Origin of the sequence: Pseudomonas sp. NPDC088444 (genome assembly GCF_044900175.1) — a bacterium.
Classification (GTDB): Bacteria; Pseudomonadota; Gammaproteobacteria; order Pseudomonadales; family Pseudomonadaceae; genus Aquipseudomonas.
Genome location: NZ_JBJDNK010000004.1, coordinates 223,703 through 238,031 on the forward strand (window position 1 = coordinate 223,703; position 14,329 = coordinate 238,031).

The 14,329-nt window shown below is 58.8% G+C and carries 15 protein-coding genes; 9 read left to right on the forward strand and 6 right to left on the reverse strand.

All coding sequences use genetic code 11. The annotated features are described in order from the left end of the window. Positions 1-96: 96 nt before the first annotated feature. The 4 genes from ACI2KB_RS10135 to ACI2KB_RS10150 all read left to right on the forward strand — a co-directional run bounded on the left by ACI2KB_RS10135 (position 97) and on the right by ACI2KB_RS10150 (position 2,913). Positions 97-696, forward strand: coding sequence for a 50S ribosomal protein L25/general stress protein Ctc (locus ACI2KB_RS10135; protein WP_404633976.1), 600 nt, complete (start codon positions 97-99; stop codon positions 694-696). A gap of 76 nt (positions 697-772) precedes the next feature. Beyond that, positions 773-1,357 (forward strand): aminoacyl-tRNA hydrolase, encoded by a 585-nt coding sequence (gene pth, locus ACI2KB_RS10140; RefSeq protein ID WP_404633978.1) that lies wholly within the window; start codon positions 773-775, stop codon positions 1,355-1,357. 21 nt (positions 1,358-1,378) lie between these two features. Continuing rightward, positions 1,379-2,479: a redox-regulated ATPase YchF gene (gene ychF / locus ACI2KB_RS10145; protein ID WP_404633980.1), complete on the forward strand. Its 1,101-nt coding sequence runs from the start codon at positions 1,379-1,381 to the stop codon at positions 2,477-2,479. A 191-nt stretch (positions 2,480-2,670) separates the two neighbouring features. Then, on the forward strand, positions 2,671-2,913 hold the full coding sequence (locus ACI2KB_RS10150; protein WP_404633982.1) for a hypothetical protein: 243 nt from the start codon (positions 2,671-2,673) through the stop codon (positions 2,911-2,913). 91 nt (positions 2,914-3,004) lie between these two features. Here ACI2KB_RS10150 and ACI2KB_RS10155 read toward each other — a convergent pair whose 3' ends face one another. From ACI2KB_RS10155 to ACI2KB_RS10175, 5 genes are all read right to left on the reverse strand, one after another. Continuing rightward, positions 3,005-3,622, reverse strand: a complete 618-nt coding sequence (locus ACI2KB_RS10155; protein ID WP_404633984.1) for an FKBP-type peptidyl-prolyl cis-trans isomerase — start codon at positions 3,620-3,622, stop codon at positions 3,005-3,007. 87 nt (positions 3,623-3,709) lie between these two features. Beyond that, positions 3,710-4,015: a DUF6482 family protein gene (locus tag ACI2KB_RS10160; protein WP_404633986.1), complete on the reverse strand. Its 306-nt coding sequence runs from the start codon at positions 4,013-4,015 to the stop codon at positions 3,710-3,712. A gap of 210 nt (positions 4,016-4,225) precedes the next feature. After that, complete coding sequence (locus ACI2KB_RS10165) at positions 4,226-4,714, reverse strand: TIGR00645 family protein (RefSeq protein ID WP_404633988.1); 489 nt, start codon at positions 4,712-4,714, stop codon at positions 4,226-4,228. A 179-nt stretch (positions 4,715-4,893) separates the two neighbouring features. Next, a complete protein-coding gene (locus ACI2KB_RS10170; protein WP_404633990.1) occupies positions 4,894-5,226 on the reverse strand; it encodes a hypothetical protein in 333 nt (110 codons plus the stop codon). Between the two features lie 185 nt (positions 5,227-5,411). Continuing rightward, on the reverse strand, positions 5,412-7,844 hold the full coding sequence (locus ACI2KB_RS10175; protein WP_404633992.1) for a Lon protease family protein: 2,433 nt from the start codon (positions 7,842-7,844) through the stop codon (positions 5,412-5,414). Positions 7,845-8,125: 281 nt separating this feature from the next. Here ACI2KB_RS10175 and ACI2KB_RS10180 point away from each other — a divergent pair, with 281 nt between their 5' ends. Further along, positions 8,126-8,614 (forward strand): DUF3015 domain-containing protein, encoded by a 489-nt coding sequence (locus ACI2KB_RS10180; RefSeq protein ID WP_404633994.1) that lies wholly within the window; start codon positions 8,126-8,128, stop codon positions 8,612-8,614. A 75-nt stretch (positions 8,615-8,689) separates the two neighbouring features. Then, positions 8,690-10,564 (forward strand): DUF4105 domain-containing protein, encoded by a 1,875-nt coding sequence (locus tag ACI2KB_RS10185; RefSeq protein WP_404633996.1) that lies wholly within the window; start codon positions 8,690-8,692, stop codon positions 10,562-10,564. Between the two features lie 162 nt (positions 10,565-10,726). Here the strand turns inward: ACI2KB_RS10185 and ACI2KB_RS10190 are convergent, their stop codons facing one another. Then, the gene (locus tag ACI2KB_RS10190; protein WP_404633998.1) at positions 10,727-10,924 is read right to left on the reverse strand and encodes a heavy-metal-associated domain-containing protein; all 198 of its coding nucleotides are present in this window, start codon (positions 10,922-10,924) and stop codon (positions 10,727-10,729) included. Between the two features lie 154 nt (positions 10,925-11,078). Here ACI2KB_RS10190 and ACI2KB_RS10195 point away from each other — a divergent pair, with 154 nt between their 5' ends. The 3 genes from ACI2KB_RS10195 to cueR all read left to right on the forward strand — a co-directional run bounded on the left by ACI2KB_RS10195 (position 11,079) and on the right by cueR (position 14,316). Next, complete coding sequence (locus ACI2KB_RS10195; protein ID WP_404634000.1) at positions 11,079-11,459, forward strand: hypothetical protein; 381 nt, start codon at positions 11,079-11,081, stop codon at positions 11,457-11,459. 242 nt (positions 11,460-11,701) lie between these two features. Next, on the forward strand, positions 11,702-13,900 hold the full coding sequence (locus ACI2KB_RS10200; protein WP_404634002.1) for a heavy metal translocating P-type ATPase: 2,199 nt from the start codon (positions 11,702-11,704) through the stop codon (positions 13,898-13,900). Then, entirely contained in the window at positions 13,897-14,316 is a 420-nt protein-coding gene (cueR, locus tag ACI2KB_RS10205; protein ID WP_404634004.1) for a Cu(I)-responsive transcriptional regulator, read from the forward strand. Before ACI2KB_RS10200 ends, cueR begins: the two co-directional genes overlap by 4 nt. Positions 14,317-14,329 lie beyond the last annotated feature (13 nt).

A 14,329-nucleotide genomic window follows, 5' to 3' on the forward strand; every position in this document is an offset into this window, starting at 1 on the left:
CCCAACAGCCTCTGTTGGGGCGGGGCTTTTTTGCCCATATCGGGTTTGGCGCTGGTCGCAAACGCCACCCGAGCATGGCTATTTTGGAGATACAAAATGACTGACTTTACTCTGAACGCCCAAGCGCGTACTGACCTGGGGAAAGGTGCGAGCCGCCGCCTGCGTCACTCCGCCAGCATCCCTGCCGTTGTTTACGGTGGTAACAAAGACGCGCAGTCCCTGACCATCGTGGCCAAGGAAATCACCAAACTGTTCGACAACGAAGCGGCTTTCAGCCACGTGATCGAACTGAACGTTGACGGCACCAAGCAAAACGTCATCGTTAAAGCACTGCAGCGTCACCCAGCCAAGCAGTTCATCATGCACGCTGACTTCATCCGTGTTGTCGCTGGCCAGAAACTGACTGCCAAGGTTCCGGTTCACTTCGTTAACGAAGAAGCTCCGGTCAAGAAAGGCGGCGAAGTTTCCCACGTAGAAAACGAAATCGAAGTTTCCTGCGAAGCCAAAGACCTGCCTGAGTTCATCGAAGTTGACCTGGCTAAAGCCGAAGTCGGCACCATCATCCACCTGTCGGACCTGAAAGCTCCGAAAGGCGTAGAATTCGTGGCTCTGGCTCACGGTGACGACAAAGCAGTTGCCAACGTTCACGCGCCACGCGTTTCCGCTGAAGCTGCTGAAGAAGGCGCTGCCGAGTAATTCATTACTCGCACGCCGGTTGCATGAGTGACGATATTCAGTATCGTCACCTACAACCCAAGGAAGAGCCCCTGACGTGACCGCCATCCAACTGATCGTCGGCCTGGGAAACCCCGGCCCCGAATACGAACAGACCCGGCATAACGCAGGGGCTCTTTTCGTTGAACGCATTGCCAGCGCCCAGCGTGTCAATCTGACCGCTGACCGCAAGTATTTCGGCCTGACGGCTAAATTCAGCCATCAGGGCCAAGACGTTCGTCTGCTGATACCCACCACCTACATGAACCGTAGCGGCCAGTCCGTTGCGTCACTGGCGGGTTTCTTCCGGATTCCTCCTGCGGCCATTCTGGTGGCCCACGACGAACTCGACCTGCCTCCGGGTGTCGCCAAACTCAAACTGGGTGGCGGACACGGCGGGCACAACGGCCTGCGCGACATCATCGCGCAGCTCGGCAACCAGAACGGCTTCCATCGTCTGCGGCTCGGCATCGGGCACCCAGGCGACGCCAAATTGGTCTCCAACTTCGTACTGGGTCGTGCGCCGCGCGCCGAACAGGAAAAACTGGACGCCAGCATCGACTTTGCCCTCGGCGTGCTGCCGGATGTCCTCGCAGGCGACTTCGCCAAGGCGATGCGAGTCCTGCACAGCCAGAAGGCCTGACATCACACGAGGGGAAACACCATGGGATTCAATTGCGGCATCGTCGGCCTGCCCAACGTCGGCAAGTCCACCCTGTTCAACGCCCTGACCAAATCCGGTATTGCGGCAGAGAACTTTCCCTTCTGCACCATCGAGCCGAACAGCGGCATCGTGGCCATGCCCGATGCACGCCTGAACGCGCTGGCTGAAATCGTCAACCCCAAGCGCATCCTGCCGACCACAATGGAGTTCGTCGACATCGCCGGTTTGGTGGCGGGTGCCTCCAAAGGTGAAGGTCTGGGCAACAAGTTCCTGGCCAACATCCGCGAAACCGATGCCATCGCCCACGTGGTCCGCTGCTTCGAAGACGAAAACGTGATTCACGTCTCCAACAGCGTCGACCCGAAACGCGACATCGAAATCATCGACCTGGAACTGATCTTCGCTGACCTCGAAAGCTGCGAGAAGCAACTTCAGAAAGTTGCGCGCAATGCCAAGGGCGGTGACAAGGAAGCGGTGGTTCAAAAAGGCCTGCTGGAACAACTCATCAGCCACTTCACCGATGGCAAGCCTGCGCGCAGCCTGATGAAAGGCATGAGCGCCGAAGAGAAGGCCGTGATCAAGGGCTTCCACCTGCTGACCACCAAGCCTGTGATGTACATCGCCAACGTCGCTGAAGACGGCTTCGAAAACAACCCGCACCTGGACGTGGTTCGCGCCATCGCCGAAGAAGAAGGCGCCATGCTGGTGCCGGTCTGCAACAAGATCGAAGCCGAGATCGCCGAACTCGACGACGGTGAAGAGAAGGACATGTTCCTCGAAGCCCTGGGCCTTGAAGAGCCGGGTCTGAACCGCGTGATCCGCGCCGGTTATGAAATGCTCAACCTGCAGACCTACTTCACCGCCGGTGTCGAAGAAGTCCGCGCCTGGACCGTCCGTGTCGGCGCCACCGCGCCACAAGCCGCTGGCGTCATCCACACCGACTTCGAAAAAGGCTTCATCCGCGCCGAGTGCGTGGCCTACAGCGACTTCATCCAGTACAAGGGCGAAGCCGGTGCCAAAGAAGCTGGTAAATGGCGTCTGGAAGGCAAGGACTACATCGTCAAGGACGGTGACGTTTTGCATTTCCGCTTCAACGTCTGATCGCAGCGCGCTTTGTAACAGGAAAGCCCCCATCTCCGGGGGCTTTTTTGTGGGCCAATCGCCACACGCTCGCCCGGCATTTTTCCTGACTCAGGTCAATCCGAGCAGAAAATGCGAATTAATCTCAAATAGATCCTTGCTATTCCACGGATAAGAATTATTCTCATTGAACATTTTCAAGGAGAACGAACATGACTTATCTGATAGACGCCTGGCTGGACCGGCCACACCCTTACCTGCGCATCCTGCACCGTGAAACTGGTGAGGTGTGTGCCGTGCTGGAAGAAGACGCACTCGATGAACTGCGGGATCAGGGGGATCTGGATGTGCACAGCCTCAGTTCGTGTGAACCGGGTGTGCAGAAGGAAATGGTACGAAGCCTGTTTCTGTTCTGCTACGCCCGAGCGTTGCGCCCGGCGTGTGAACTTCATTGAACAGCTCAACCTTCAAGCTGCGCGCTGCTGACTGAGCGAAAGCGTCAATCCGCAACGTACAGCTTTGACAGCTTGAAGCTTGTGGCTGCTTTTACAGGACGTCGAGCAGTTCGACGTCGAATACCAGCACGCTGTGCGGCGGAATGCTGCCCACGCCCTGAGCGCCATAGGCCAGTTCGCTTGGAACGTGCAGACGCCATTTACTGCCGGCCTTCATAAGTTGCAGCGCTTCGGTCCAGCCAGCGATCACGCCACCCACCGGAAATTCAGCGGGCTCACCACGGTCGTAGGAGCTATCGAACACAGTGCCGTCGATCAGCATGCCGTGGTAGTGAGTGCGCACGTTGCTTTCACGGGTAGGTTGCTCGCCTTCACCTTGAGTGATGACTTCGAATTGCAGCCCGGACGCCAAAGTGGTCACGCCCTCACGCTTGGCGTTTTCGGCCAGGTATTCCTTGCCAGCGCCAGCAGCGGCTTCGGCTTTGGCAGCCGCTTCAGCCTGCATGATGTCGCGAATGACTTTGAAGCTGGCGGCCATTTCTTCCTGGCTGACGCGGCTTGGCTGGCCACCGAAGGCGTCGGTCAGGCCTGCCAAGATGGCATCCAGGTTCACGCCCGGTGGCGGGTTGTCACGCAACTGGTCACCCAACTGGCGGCCAATGCCGTAGCTGACACGGGTTTCGTCGGTAGACAGATTGACTTCGGACATGCTGCTGCTCCGCTTGGAGAACGCCCGCAGGCGCCCTGAACTAAAAGGCCGAGCAGCCTAGCACAAGCCGACGCATCAGGTCATGGCTTACCACGCCGAGCGGATTGACATCGGCACACGCACGGTTTGCTCTTCGGTATCCCGGATTCCGCACATCTCATCGTGAACCACGGCGTGCACCAGATTGAAGGGCATGTCCGACACCGCATGCAAGACCTCCCGGGCGTGCTCGACCGAACGCAAGTGCATCGTCTTGCCGTGGGCATCATTGAGCGGGTGAGCCGCGCCATGCATGCGCGCTTCAAGCAGGTAAATACCGCCTTCCATGGAGATAAGGTTGAGTTCGTCAATGCGACCGGCACTGGCGTGGGCGGTGAGTTCCTGAAGATTCATGAGAGGGTCCTCGTTGATCCAGGATGAAGATGAACGAGTGACAAGTCTTGCTCAGTCTGGCTGAAGTACAAGGTTGGGAGGGAGCCGCTGGTCTGCTTTATGTAGGAGTGAGCTTGCTCGCGATAGCGTTATATCAGACACAGATGAGGTGTCGGATATAACGCTATCGCGAGCAAGCTCACTCCTACAGGTCGGTGGCGAACCTCTGACTCAATGCTTGGTCAGCTTGTCCAGATAGCCCATCGCAAACGCCGACACCACGAAGGTCATGTGAATGATCACGTACCACATCAGGTATTGGGTTTCGATGTTCTTGGCGTCCATGAACACCCGAAGCAGGTGAATGGAGGAGATAGCGACGATGGAAGCCGCGACTTTCATCTTCAGGGAAGATGAGTCCATCTTGCCCAGCCAGTTGAGCTTTTCCTTGCTCTCGTCGATGTCCAGTTGCGAAACGAAGTTCTCGTAACCGGAGATCATCACCATCACCAGCAGACCGCCCACCAGCGCCATGTCGATCAACGACAGCAGCACCAGAATCAGGTCCGATTCAGCCAGCGAAAATACATTGGGAATGACGTGAAAGATTTCCTGGAAGAACTTCAGCGCCAGCGCCAACAGCCCCAGAGACAAACCAAAGTAGATCGGCGCCAGCAACCAGCGCGACGCGTACATGGCATTTTCGATAAAACGTTCCATTGAAACTCACAGTTAATTGAAAGCTCGCGAGTATAGGGCGAAGGCTGTGCAGCACAACCCATCACGACAAAACTTGAAACAATTAACTCGGAGACAGATCCGCCTGCGGTGAAGTGCACGCCACGTTACGACCCTGTGTCACAGGAAAAACGACGTGGCGCTCACTGGATCGTAATCCGTCAGTTGAGTGGGAACGTTCGATGGCCGTGAGACGTGCCCCCATTGATCCGGCGCAATTCGCCTTGCAGATGAAGGCTCCAGATCGGAATTTCCTCGGCCGTTTGATAGCCATGCAACGCAAGGCTTTCAGCAATCGCATCCAGTACCGATTCGGCCGCAACCGGCCCATGAAACGGTCCTTGAGCTTTTAGCGCAGAAGGTTGTTCACCCGACATTCCAGCGGCGAACAGTAAGGTCCACATTCCGTTATCGCCAGACAGCGGGCGAATGACACATTCGATACGGGTCACAAGACCCAGGCATTGACGAGTAAGACAGAGGCTGCGCGGCATGGCGAGCTCCTCATTGATTGCAGTATTCATTCCCTTGAAACGACCGAAGGAAACGCGTCAGTCCGTTTGACAACTGCTGTAACACGACAATACGAAGAAATATCCCACAGGAAAAGAGCGAAAACAAAAAGGGCGCCGAATGGTCATTTGGCCATCAAACGCCCGGTTTAGTTGACGTCAAACCCTTAACTTTTCAGCTCAGGCTGTAATTGTGGCGCCTCTTTTTCGATCTCTTTGAGGTCATCTTCGCTGAGCATTTCGGCGATATCGCGCAGGCGATCCACCACACGGCCATTGACCGAGTTTTCAGGGAACTGCCCCTCTTCGTCGGCTTCGCCCACCGGCTCGCCCACCAACAGGCTCAGCGCTTCGTCCACTTGGCGTACCGCGTACACATGGAATTGCCCCGCACGTACGGCCTGCAATACGCGCTCATCGAGCATCAGCGTGGCGACGTTGGCCTGCGGGATGATCGCGCCTTGATCCCCTGTCAGGCCACGAGCCTCACAGAGTCGGAAAAAGCCTTCGATCTTCTCGTTGACCCCGCCCACCGCCTGCACTTCGCCGAACTGGTTGATGGACCCGGTGATCGCAAAGCATTGCTTGAGTGGCGTTTTCGACAGCGCGGAAATCAGCGTGCAGACCTCGCCCAGCGACGCACTGTCGCCGTCCACGTAGCCGTAGGACTGTTCCAGCGCGATGCTTGCGGAGATCGCCAGCGGGAACTCCTGCGCATAACGACTGCCCAGATAGCCCGTCAAAATCATCACGCCCTTGGAGTGGATCGGCTGACCGAGGTTGACCTCACGTTCGATGTCAACGATGCCGCTGCCGCCCGGGTACACCGTGGCGGAAATCCGCGCAGGCACCCCGAACGCCGAATCGCCCACTTCCAGCACCGTCAGGCCGTTGCATTTGCCAACGGCTGCGCCTGCGGTGTCGATGAGGATGATCCCGGCGAGCATGTCGTCGAGAATCCGCGCCGACACCCGCCCCGTGCGCGTGGCCTTGGCCTTGAGTGCACGCTCGATATGTCCGGCGTCCGTGCGTTCATCATTGGCCAGGCTGCGAATGAAATCGGCTTCGCTGACCAACTGGAACAGATCGCCAATACGCGCCGACAAACGCCCCTGGTGCTCGGCCAGCCGCGCACTGTAGGTCGCCAGTCGGGCAACGGCATCGGCGGTCAACGGCGCCATGCCCTCTTCCGAGGTGCGGGTTTTCAGCAGTTGGGCGAACTGCTCAAGGCTCTCGTCGACCATCGGGATGTCTTCGTCGAAGTCCACCAGTACCCGGAACATCTCCTGGAAATCCGGATCGAGGTCTTGCAGCGTGTAGTACAGCGAACGGGCACCGATGATGATGACCTTCACCTGCAACGGGATGGTTTGCGGGGTCAGGGTCACGGTGGCGATGCGGCCCAACTCACCCAGCGGCGATTCCATCTTCAGTTTGCGCGATTGCAGAGAACGCTTGAGCGCGTCCCACACGAACGGCTCGCTGAGCATTTTCTCCGCTTCAAGGATCAGGAAACCGCCGTTGGCCCGGTGAATCGCCCCCGGACGCAACTGGCGATAGGTGGTGTACAGCGCGCCTTGGTCGGTGCTGTATTCGATGCGGCCGAACAGGTTGTCGTAGGTCGGGTGCGGCTCGAACACCACAGGCGCCCCGCCGCTTGCCGAATGCCCCACCACCAGGCTTGGGCAGTATTGCTCTTCCAGCAGCTTGCGCGCCTGAGCATCGCTCTTGCTGTCATCGACCAGTTGCTCGACCACCGTTTTCAGCAGATTGACCTGCACGGCTTGCAGGTACGCACAAACCGCCGCGTTTTCGGCGTATTGCTCGGACAGCGGCGCCAGCAACGGCTGCAACGCCAGAATGATGGTTTCTTCATTCAGTTGGCGCATCTGGTTGCTGGACTCGCGTTTCCATTGTGGCAGGCTGGCCAGCTCCTCATTCAAACGCTCTTCCAGCGCCGAAATATCGCTGTGGAAACGCTCGCGCTCAGCATCCGGCAATTGTGAGAACTCGGCCTCATCCAGCGCCTTGCCATCGAGCATCGGGGTGAAGGCGATGTTGCTGCTGTCCCGATAAAGCGCGATGTCCTTTTCCAGTGCCAGACGCTCGATCACGTCCAGTGCACGGTCGTAGCGCTGGTTGAAGGCGCGGTCAATGCCGCTTTTCTTTTGCTGGTAGGACGGGTGCTCGAAGACCGCAGGAAATGTCGACAGAAGGTTGTCGATCAGTCCGTTGATGTCGGCAATGAACGAACTCGCACTGCCGGGCGGCAATTCCACCGCACGTGGCTCGCGTGGCTCGTCGAAATTGTTGACGTAAACCCAGTCCGACGGGGTCTGCAAACGCTTGCCCTCGGCCTTGAGGTAGCGTTTTACGAAAGAAAAACGGCCCGTGCCGGGCTCGCCCATGACGAAGACGTTGTAACCGGGGCGCGGCATGGCGACCCCGAACTGTAAGGCCTCGACCGCTCGTTCCTGACCGAGCACGCCGCGAAAGGGTTCCAGATCGTTGGTTGTCGTGAAGCTGAACTGTTCAGCGGAAAAGGGACGGGTCAGCGCCTCAGGCGCTAGTCGCAGGCTGGCAGCTACAGAATCGGGCATCGGACATCCTTACATCAGGCGGGGCAGATGGGGGCATTCTGGCGCTCGCTGCACCAGACTGGCAAGGCAGGAACCCTCGGAATCTTTTTCCCCTGAAGAAGCGACTTACAAGACCCAAGCGATTTGGGCGACAGGCAACAAACTGCAATAACCCACGGAACGTTCGGATCGTGCCTAAACTCCAACCTGCGCGGCCGGTAACAATTCAATAAACCGGCCCCCCCCTGGCGCCGTTCTGGCCAGGCATCCGACCCTTGGTTGAAACAACAGAGACTAAAGCTATGAAACGGATTCTTCTTGGTACTCTCCTCGCCGCTGCATCCCTGAACGCCATGGCCCAAGCGCCTGGCGGCCCTGATTGCGGCTGGGGCAACATGCTGTTCGAAGGCCAACGCGGTACTCCAGCTCACTTCCTTGCGTCCACCACCAACGGCACCTCCGGTAACGCCACGTTCGGCATGACCTCGGGCACCAACGGTTGCTCCACCAACAGCGCGCTGACCTATGGCGGCAAGTCCTGGTTTGCCATGAACGGCATGATGGACGAACTCTCCAAGGACATGGCCATGGGCCAGGGCGAAGCGCTGACCACCTACGCGGTGGTACTGGGCGTGAAACCTGAAGATCGTGCGCATTTCGCCGCGGTCACCCATGAGCACTACTCGCAGATCTTCAACAAGGCTGATGCCACCGCCGAAGACGTTCACACCAACACAATGGACGTGTTGAAGAATGATCCGACGCTGGCCAAATACGCCACACAAGCTTAAAACGCTGTATCCCCCTGCCCTCTTCGGAGGGCAGGAGTCGAACGCCTCCGTCCAATCCTGACTAGTTGCCACACTATGCTCAAACGCCTTGCCCGGCGGGCGCTCTACATGTGTGCCCCGCTGTACGCCGCGCAGCTTTCTGCTGCACCGCATGTCGACAATGATCGTTTGCAGCAACTGGCCGACTCCCGATTCTGGATCGCCATCGGCCATTACGAATCCGCCAAGCTGGGCGGCTGGCGCAGCTACGTCGATGACCCGAAGTTCTTCCTCGCGGTCGATGGCGCCCATGACCCGAAGGCCGAGCTGGCCGCCACCCTCGAAGCGATCTATCGCCCTGTGGTGCAAGGTAAGGAAGACCTTCATCCGCAATGCGTTTATCCCTCGCGCACGCGCTTTTTGCGGAACGAACTGAAGCTGACAGACCTGCCTGCCGTCGACTGCAAAGACTTCAACAAATGGTTTTCCGACGTCGCGCCGGACAGCACAGTGATGATTTTTCCGGCGGCCTACCTCAACAGTCCGTCTTCCATGTTCGGCCACACCCTGCTGCGCATCGACCAGAAAGGCGTGCAGGAAAATCAGACCGCACTGCTCAGCTACGCAATCAACTTCGGCGCCTACATCGAAGGCTCCGACAACAGCATTCTCTATGCGTGGAAGGGCCTGATGGGGGGCTATCCGGGCCTGTTCGCGCTGGTGCCGTATCAAGAAAAACTCTCAGAGTACCGTAGCCTCGAAAACCGTGACCTGTGGGAATACCGCCTGAACCTGACGCCGGAAGAAACCCGGCGCATGGTCGAGCATGTGTGGGAACTCAAACAGATTCGCTTCGGTTATTTCTTCTTCGACGAGAACTGTTCGTACCGTCTGCTGGAGCTGCTGCAAGTCGCGCGTCCAAGTCTGAACCTGACCCCGCAATTTCGCCTGACCGCCATTCCCACCGATACCGTGCGAGCGGTGAAAGACGCAGGCTTGGTGGAGAAAATCGATTATCGCCCTTCGAAAGAGCGCGAACTGCTCAGCCGCGCCGAACCGCTGAGCCACGACGAAAAACAGTGGGTGCTGAAGATCAGCGCCGATCAGCAACAGATGCGAACCTCGGAATATCAGGCGCTGGCAAAAGATCGCCGGGCGTTGATTCAGGACGCGGCCTATCGCCTTGAGCGTTATCGTGCCAATGGTCAGGAGCGCGACCCAGTGCGGGCGCAGCGCAGCTACGACCTGTTACGCGCGATCAGCACCAACCCGCCGCCTGCGCTGCACATCGAACGCCCCGGCCTGCCAGAAGACGGCCATGAATCCCGCACCTGGCAACTGGGCGTCGGTACGCGCGATGACAAGGCTTTTGCCGAATACGGTCTGCGCATGGCGTATCACGATTTGAACGACAACGCTTATGGCTTCCCGCTCGGGGCGCAGATCGAGATTCTGCAACTGAAACTGCGCCAGTACGAAAACAATAAGTGGCAGGTACAGCGGCTGGATCTGGCGACCATCCGCTCACTTACCCCGCGCAACGAACTGCTGCAACCCTGGTCCTGGCAAGTGACGGGCGGGTTGGAGCGTGTACTGGGCAAGCATGGCGACGAGAATCTGGTCAGCCATGTCAACGGCGGCGCGGGGGGCACGTGGAAACTGGGGGACGATGCCTTGGGCTTCGCGTTGGGCACGGTGCGGGTCGAGCACAACAATGATTTCGATGCGTTCGTGTCACCGGCAGCAGGTTTTGACACCGGGATGTTGTGGCGTAACCCGTTGGGGAATCTGAGCGTTGAGGGTAAAGGCGATTACTTCACCAACGGCGAAGTACGCCGCACGATCAGTCTGAATCAACAGTGGGAATTATCGCGCAACCTGGGGCTGCGGTTGAGCGCACAACGGCAGTTCAGCGAAATGACCTCGCCAGTGAATGAGGTGATGCTGGAATTGAAGTGGTATCACTATTGAAAAAAAGAGGCGAAACGGACGGTTTCTGCCAGAGGCGTGTTGATCGTTCCCACGCTCTGCGTGGGCACGTAGCCTGTGACGCTCCGCGTCACCCCTACAGTGTGAACGGGGTTACCACGCGGAGCGTGGGAACGATCAACGACTTCGGCAGAAGCAGCGCTGTCACACCACCTTCGCGGTGTAGCCCTCTTCCACGATCAAACTGATGATCTGCTCGGCAGCCAACTGGCTCTGCACCGCCACTTCGCCTTTGGCCAGATCGATCTGCACATCCGCCGCCGGGTCTTCACCCTTTATGGCGTTGGTAACCGCGCGAACGCAGTGGCCGCAGGTCATGCCTTGAACGTTGAACACTTGCATGTCGTGACTCCTCGGGTGAATGAAAAGCATTGAATGACGGCATCTTTGACCTTCCCACCATGGCAAGGTCAAGTTTCTCTTGAACCTGCCGGGCTGGCATTCAGCGTCACCCTGAGCCAAAGTGTTTCATCAACGATCATCAGGAGAATCGGCCATGCGCTGGTCAACCCCTCGTCTTTTCGGATTTCTCGGCCTGCTGGCTTGCGCCTCCTGGGCTCAGGCCGATGAGGATTACGGCGTACTCATCATTTCCCGCGAGCGGCTGGAAGTAGGCACACCGTGCGAAATCGGTATTTATATGCAGGATCAACTGGTGGGCCGCTTGTTTCAGGAAGAAACACGCTCGTTCAACCTGCCTGCCGGTGATGTTTCCGTGCGTTTGCGCGTGCTGCCCACTCAGACGCCAGGCTGCTCGCCAGGCATCGAAGCGCAGAACAACACCCGGCTGCATATCAATGCCCACGACGTTCTCAAGTACCGCATTGCCTCCGGGCCCAATGGCATGTACCTGAAGAAAGCCGAGCTGAATTACTGAAATTTTCCGACAGGAATGCATTGTTTGTGGGAGCCGGCTTGCTGGCGAAGCGGTGTGACATTCCCTGATGAGTTGGCTGGCAGTCTGTTATCGCCAGCAAGCCGACTCCCACAAATCGGGTCACTCCGAAGCCATGGTTGACCTTCACAATAATTGCCTCCATGACTAAAACATCGGGACTTGACCTTGCCAACGTGGCAAGGTTGATCCTTGCTGGCAATCGCCTTCAAGGAGTGCCCGGAATGTCCAGTCCCGATACCTTCGACCTGCCGATCACCGGCATGACCTGCGCCAGTTGCGCGGGGCGTGTCGAGCGTGCATTGCGCAAAGTACCTGGCGTGAAGAACGCCACAGTCAATCTCGCCAACGAGCGTGCCCACGTCGAAGTGCTGGAACAGATCGACCCCGCTACGCTCATCGCGGCGGTGGATAAAGCGGGTTATGGCGCCAGTCTTGAACAGGACAGCAAAGCGCAGCAGGCCGATCAGCGAAAACGCCACGACAGCGAACGCTGGCACCTGATCCTCGCAATTATCCTCGCACTGCCGTTGGTGGTCCCCATGCTGCTGCAACCGTTGGGCGTTCACTGGATGCTGCCCGCGTGGGCGCAATTCGTTCTGGCAACACCCGTGCAGTTCTTCCTCGGTGCGCGCTTTTATGTGGCGGCATTCAAGGCCGTAAAAGCGAAAGCCGGGAATATGGATCTGCTCGTCGCATTGGGCACCAGCGCCGGTTACGGCCTGAGCGTTTATCAGTGGCTCGCCGCGCCGTCCGGCAGCATGCCGCACCTGTATTTCGAAGCGTCTGCGGTGGTGATCGCTCTCGTGCTGCTGGGCAAATACCTGGAAAGCAGCGCCAAACGCCAGACCGCCAGCGCGATTCGTGCACTGGAAGCCTTGCGGCCGGAGCGCGCCATTCAGGTCATTGACGGCCAGGAGAAGGACGTCGCTATCAGCGCATTGAACGTGGGCGATCTTGTTCGGGTGAAACCCGGCGAACGCTTTCCGGTGGACGGCGAGGTCATCGAGGGCCAGAGCCATGCCGATGAGGCGCTGATCAGCGGCGAAAGCCTGCCTGTCGCCAAACAGCCCGGTGACAAGGTTACAGGTGGCGCGATCAACGGCGAGGGACGGCTGCTGGTGCGCACGCTGGCGCTGGGGTCTGAAACGGTGTTGGCTCGCATTATCCGGCTGGTCGAAGACGCGCAATCGGCCAAGGCGCCGATCCAGAAGCTGGTCGACAAAGTGAGCCAGGTGTTCGTCCCGGTCGTCCTGCTGCTGGCACTTGCCACGCTGGTTGGCTGGTGGCTGGCGGGTGCGTCGGTCGAAACCGCGCTGATCAACGCGGTCGCCGTGCTGGTCATCGCTTGCCCGTGCGCCCTTGGACTGGCAACACCCACCGCCATCATGGCCGGGACGGGCGTGGCTGCGCGCCACGGCATTCTGATCAAAGACGCCGAAGCCCTGGAACGCGCTCACGAAGTCACCTCCGTGGTGTTCGACAAAACCGGCACGCTTACCTCAGGCACACCGCGCATCGCCCATCTGAGCGCACTGGACGGCGATGACGACACCCTGCTGAAACTGGCCGGAACGCTGCAACAGGGCAGCGAACACCCGTTAGCCAAGGCCGTGTTGGACGTGTGCGCAGAGCGTGGCCTGACGCTGGAAAACATTCACGACAGCCGCTCACTGGCCGGGCGCGGCATAGCGGGATCAGTGCAGGAGCGCGCACTGGCCTTGGGCAATCGCCGCTTGCTGGAAGAAAACGGCCTGTCCTCCGATGCGCTGAACGAATCCGCCAAAACGTGGGAAGCCGAAGGCCGGACCCTGTCGTGGCTGATCGAACTGAAGCCGGAGCGTCGCGTGCTGGGCCTGTTCGCCTTTGGCGACACGCTCAAACCTGGTGCCACCGAGGCCATCAAGCAACTTGGCGCACGCCAGATCAGCAGCCACCTGCTCACCGGGGACAATCGCGGCAGCGCCTACGCCGTCGCCGATGCGTTGGGCATCACAGACGTTCACGCCGAAGTCCTGCCCGCCGACAAGGCCGCCACCGTGGTCGCCTTGAAGAAAACCGGCGTGATCGCCATGGTGGGCGATGGCATCAACGACGCTCCGGCCCTCGCCGCCGCTGACATCGGGATTGCAATGGGCGGTGGCACCGACGTCGCCATGCACGCCTCGGGCATCACGCTGATGCGCGGCGACCCCCGGTTGATCCCGGCAGCACTGGACATCAGCCGCAAGACCTACGGCAAAATCCGCCAAAACCTGTTCTGGGCCTTCATCTACAACCTGATCGGCATTCCGCTGGCCGCATTCGGTTTACTCAACCCCGTGCTCGCAGGCGCCGCCATGGCACTGTCCAGCGTCAGCGTCGTAAGCAACGCGCTGCTACTCAAGACTTGGAAACCTGACGATCAGGGAGACGCACAATGAACATCGGACAAGCCGCCAAAATCAGCGGGCTGAGCGCCAAGATGATTCGTTACTACGAGTCCATCGGTCTGCTCCATGCTGCCCATCGCACCGACAGTGGCTATCGCCTTTACAGTCGGGATGACCTGCACACATTAGCGTTCATCAAGCGGTCAAGGGATCTGGGATTCTCACTTGAAGAGGTCGGCAAACTGCTGACCCTCTGGCAAGACCGCGACCGGGCGAGCGCCGATGTCAAAGAACTGGCCCGCCAACACATCGATGAGCTTAATCAGAAGATCGCTGAACTGACGGGGCTGCGCGATACGTTGCAGGACCTGGTGGAGCATTGTCAGGGGGATCACCGTCCTGACTGTCCGATTCTCAAGGATCTGGAATCAGGCGGATGTTGTGCACCCACAAAAAACCCGGCATAAGCCGGGCTTCTCA

What these genes read in the sequence shown, in the direction of transcription:
- ACI2KB_RS10135 (WP_404633976.1), top strand. Translation starts at nt 97, where the DNA reads ATGACTGACTTTACTCTGAACGCCCAAGCGCGTACTGACCTGGGGAAA.
- ychF (WP_404633980.1), top strand. Translation starts at nt 1,379, where the DNA reads ATGGGATTCAATTGCGGCATCGTCGGCCTGCCCAACGTCGGCAAGTCC.
- ACI2KB_RS10150 (WP_404633982.1), top strand. Translation starts at nt 2,671, where the DNA reads ATGACTTATCTGATAGACGCCTGGCTGGACCGGCCACACCCTTACCTG.
- ACI2KB_RS10155 (WP_404633984.1), bottom strand. Translation starts at nt 3,622, where the DNA reads ATGTCCGAAGTCAATCTGTCTACCGACGAAACCCGTGTCAGCTACGGC.
- ACI2KB_RS10160 (WP_404633986.1), bottom strand. Translation starts at nt 4,015, where the DNA reads ATGAATCTTCAGGAACTCACCGCCCACGCCAGTGCCGGTCGCATTGAC.
- ACI2KB_RS10165 (WP_404633988.1), bottom strand. Translation starts at nt 4,714, where the DNA reads ATGGAACGTTTTATCGAAAATGCCATGTACGCGTCGCGCTGGTTGCTG.
- ACI2KB_RS10170 (WP_404633990.1), bottom strand. Translation starts at nt 5,226, where the DNA reads ATGCCGCGCAGCCTCTGTCTTACTCGTCAATGCCTGGGTCTTGTGACC.
- ACI2KB_RS10175 (WP_404633992.1), bottom strand. Translation starts at nt 7,844, where the DNA reads ATGCCCGATTCTGTAGCTGCCAGCCTGCGACTAGCGCCTGAGGCGCTG.
- ACI2KB_RS10180 (WP_404633994.1), top strand. Translation starts at nt 8,126, where the DNA reads ATGAAACGGATTCTTCTTGGTACTCTCCTCGCCGCTGCATCCCTGAAC.
- ACI2KB_RS10185 (WP_404633996.1), top strand. Translation starts at nt 8,690, where the DNA reads ATGCTCAAACGCCTTGCCCGGCGGGCGCTCTACATGTGTGCCCCGCTG.
- ACI2KB_RS10190 (WP_404633998.1), bottom strand. Translation starts at nt 10,924, where the DNA reads ATGCAAGTGTTCAACGTTCAAGGCATGACCTGCGGCCACTGCGTTCGC.
- ACI2KB_RS10195 (WP_404634000.1), top strand. Translation starts at nt 11,079, where the DNA reads ATGCGCTGGTCAACCCCTCGTCTTTTCGGATTTCTCGGCCTGCTGGCT.
- ACI2KB_RS10200 (WP_404634002.1), top strand. Translation starts at nt 11,702, where the DNA reads ATGTCCAGTCCCGATACCTTCGACCTGCCGATCACCGGCATGACCTGC.
- cueR (WP_404634004.1), top strand. Translation starts at nt 13,897, where the DNA reads ATGAACATCGGACAAGCCGCCAAAATCAGCGGGCTGAGCGCCAAGATG.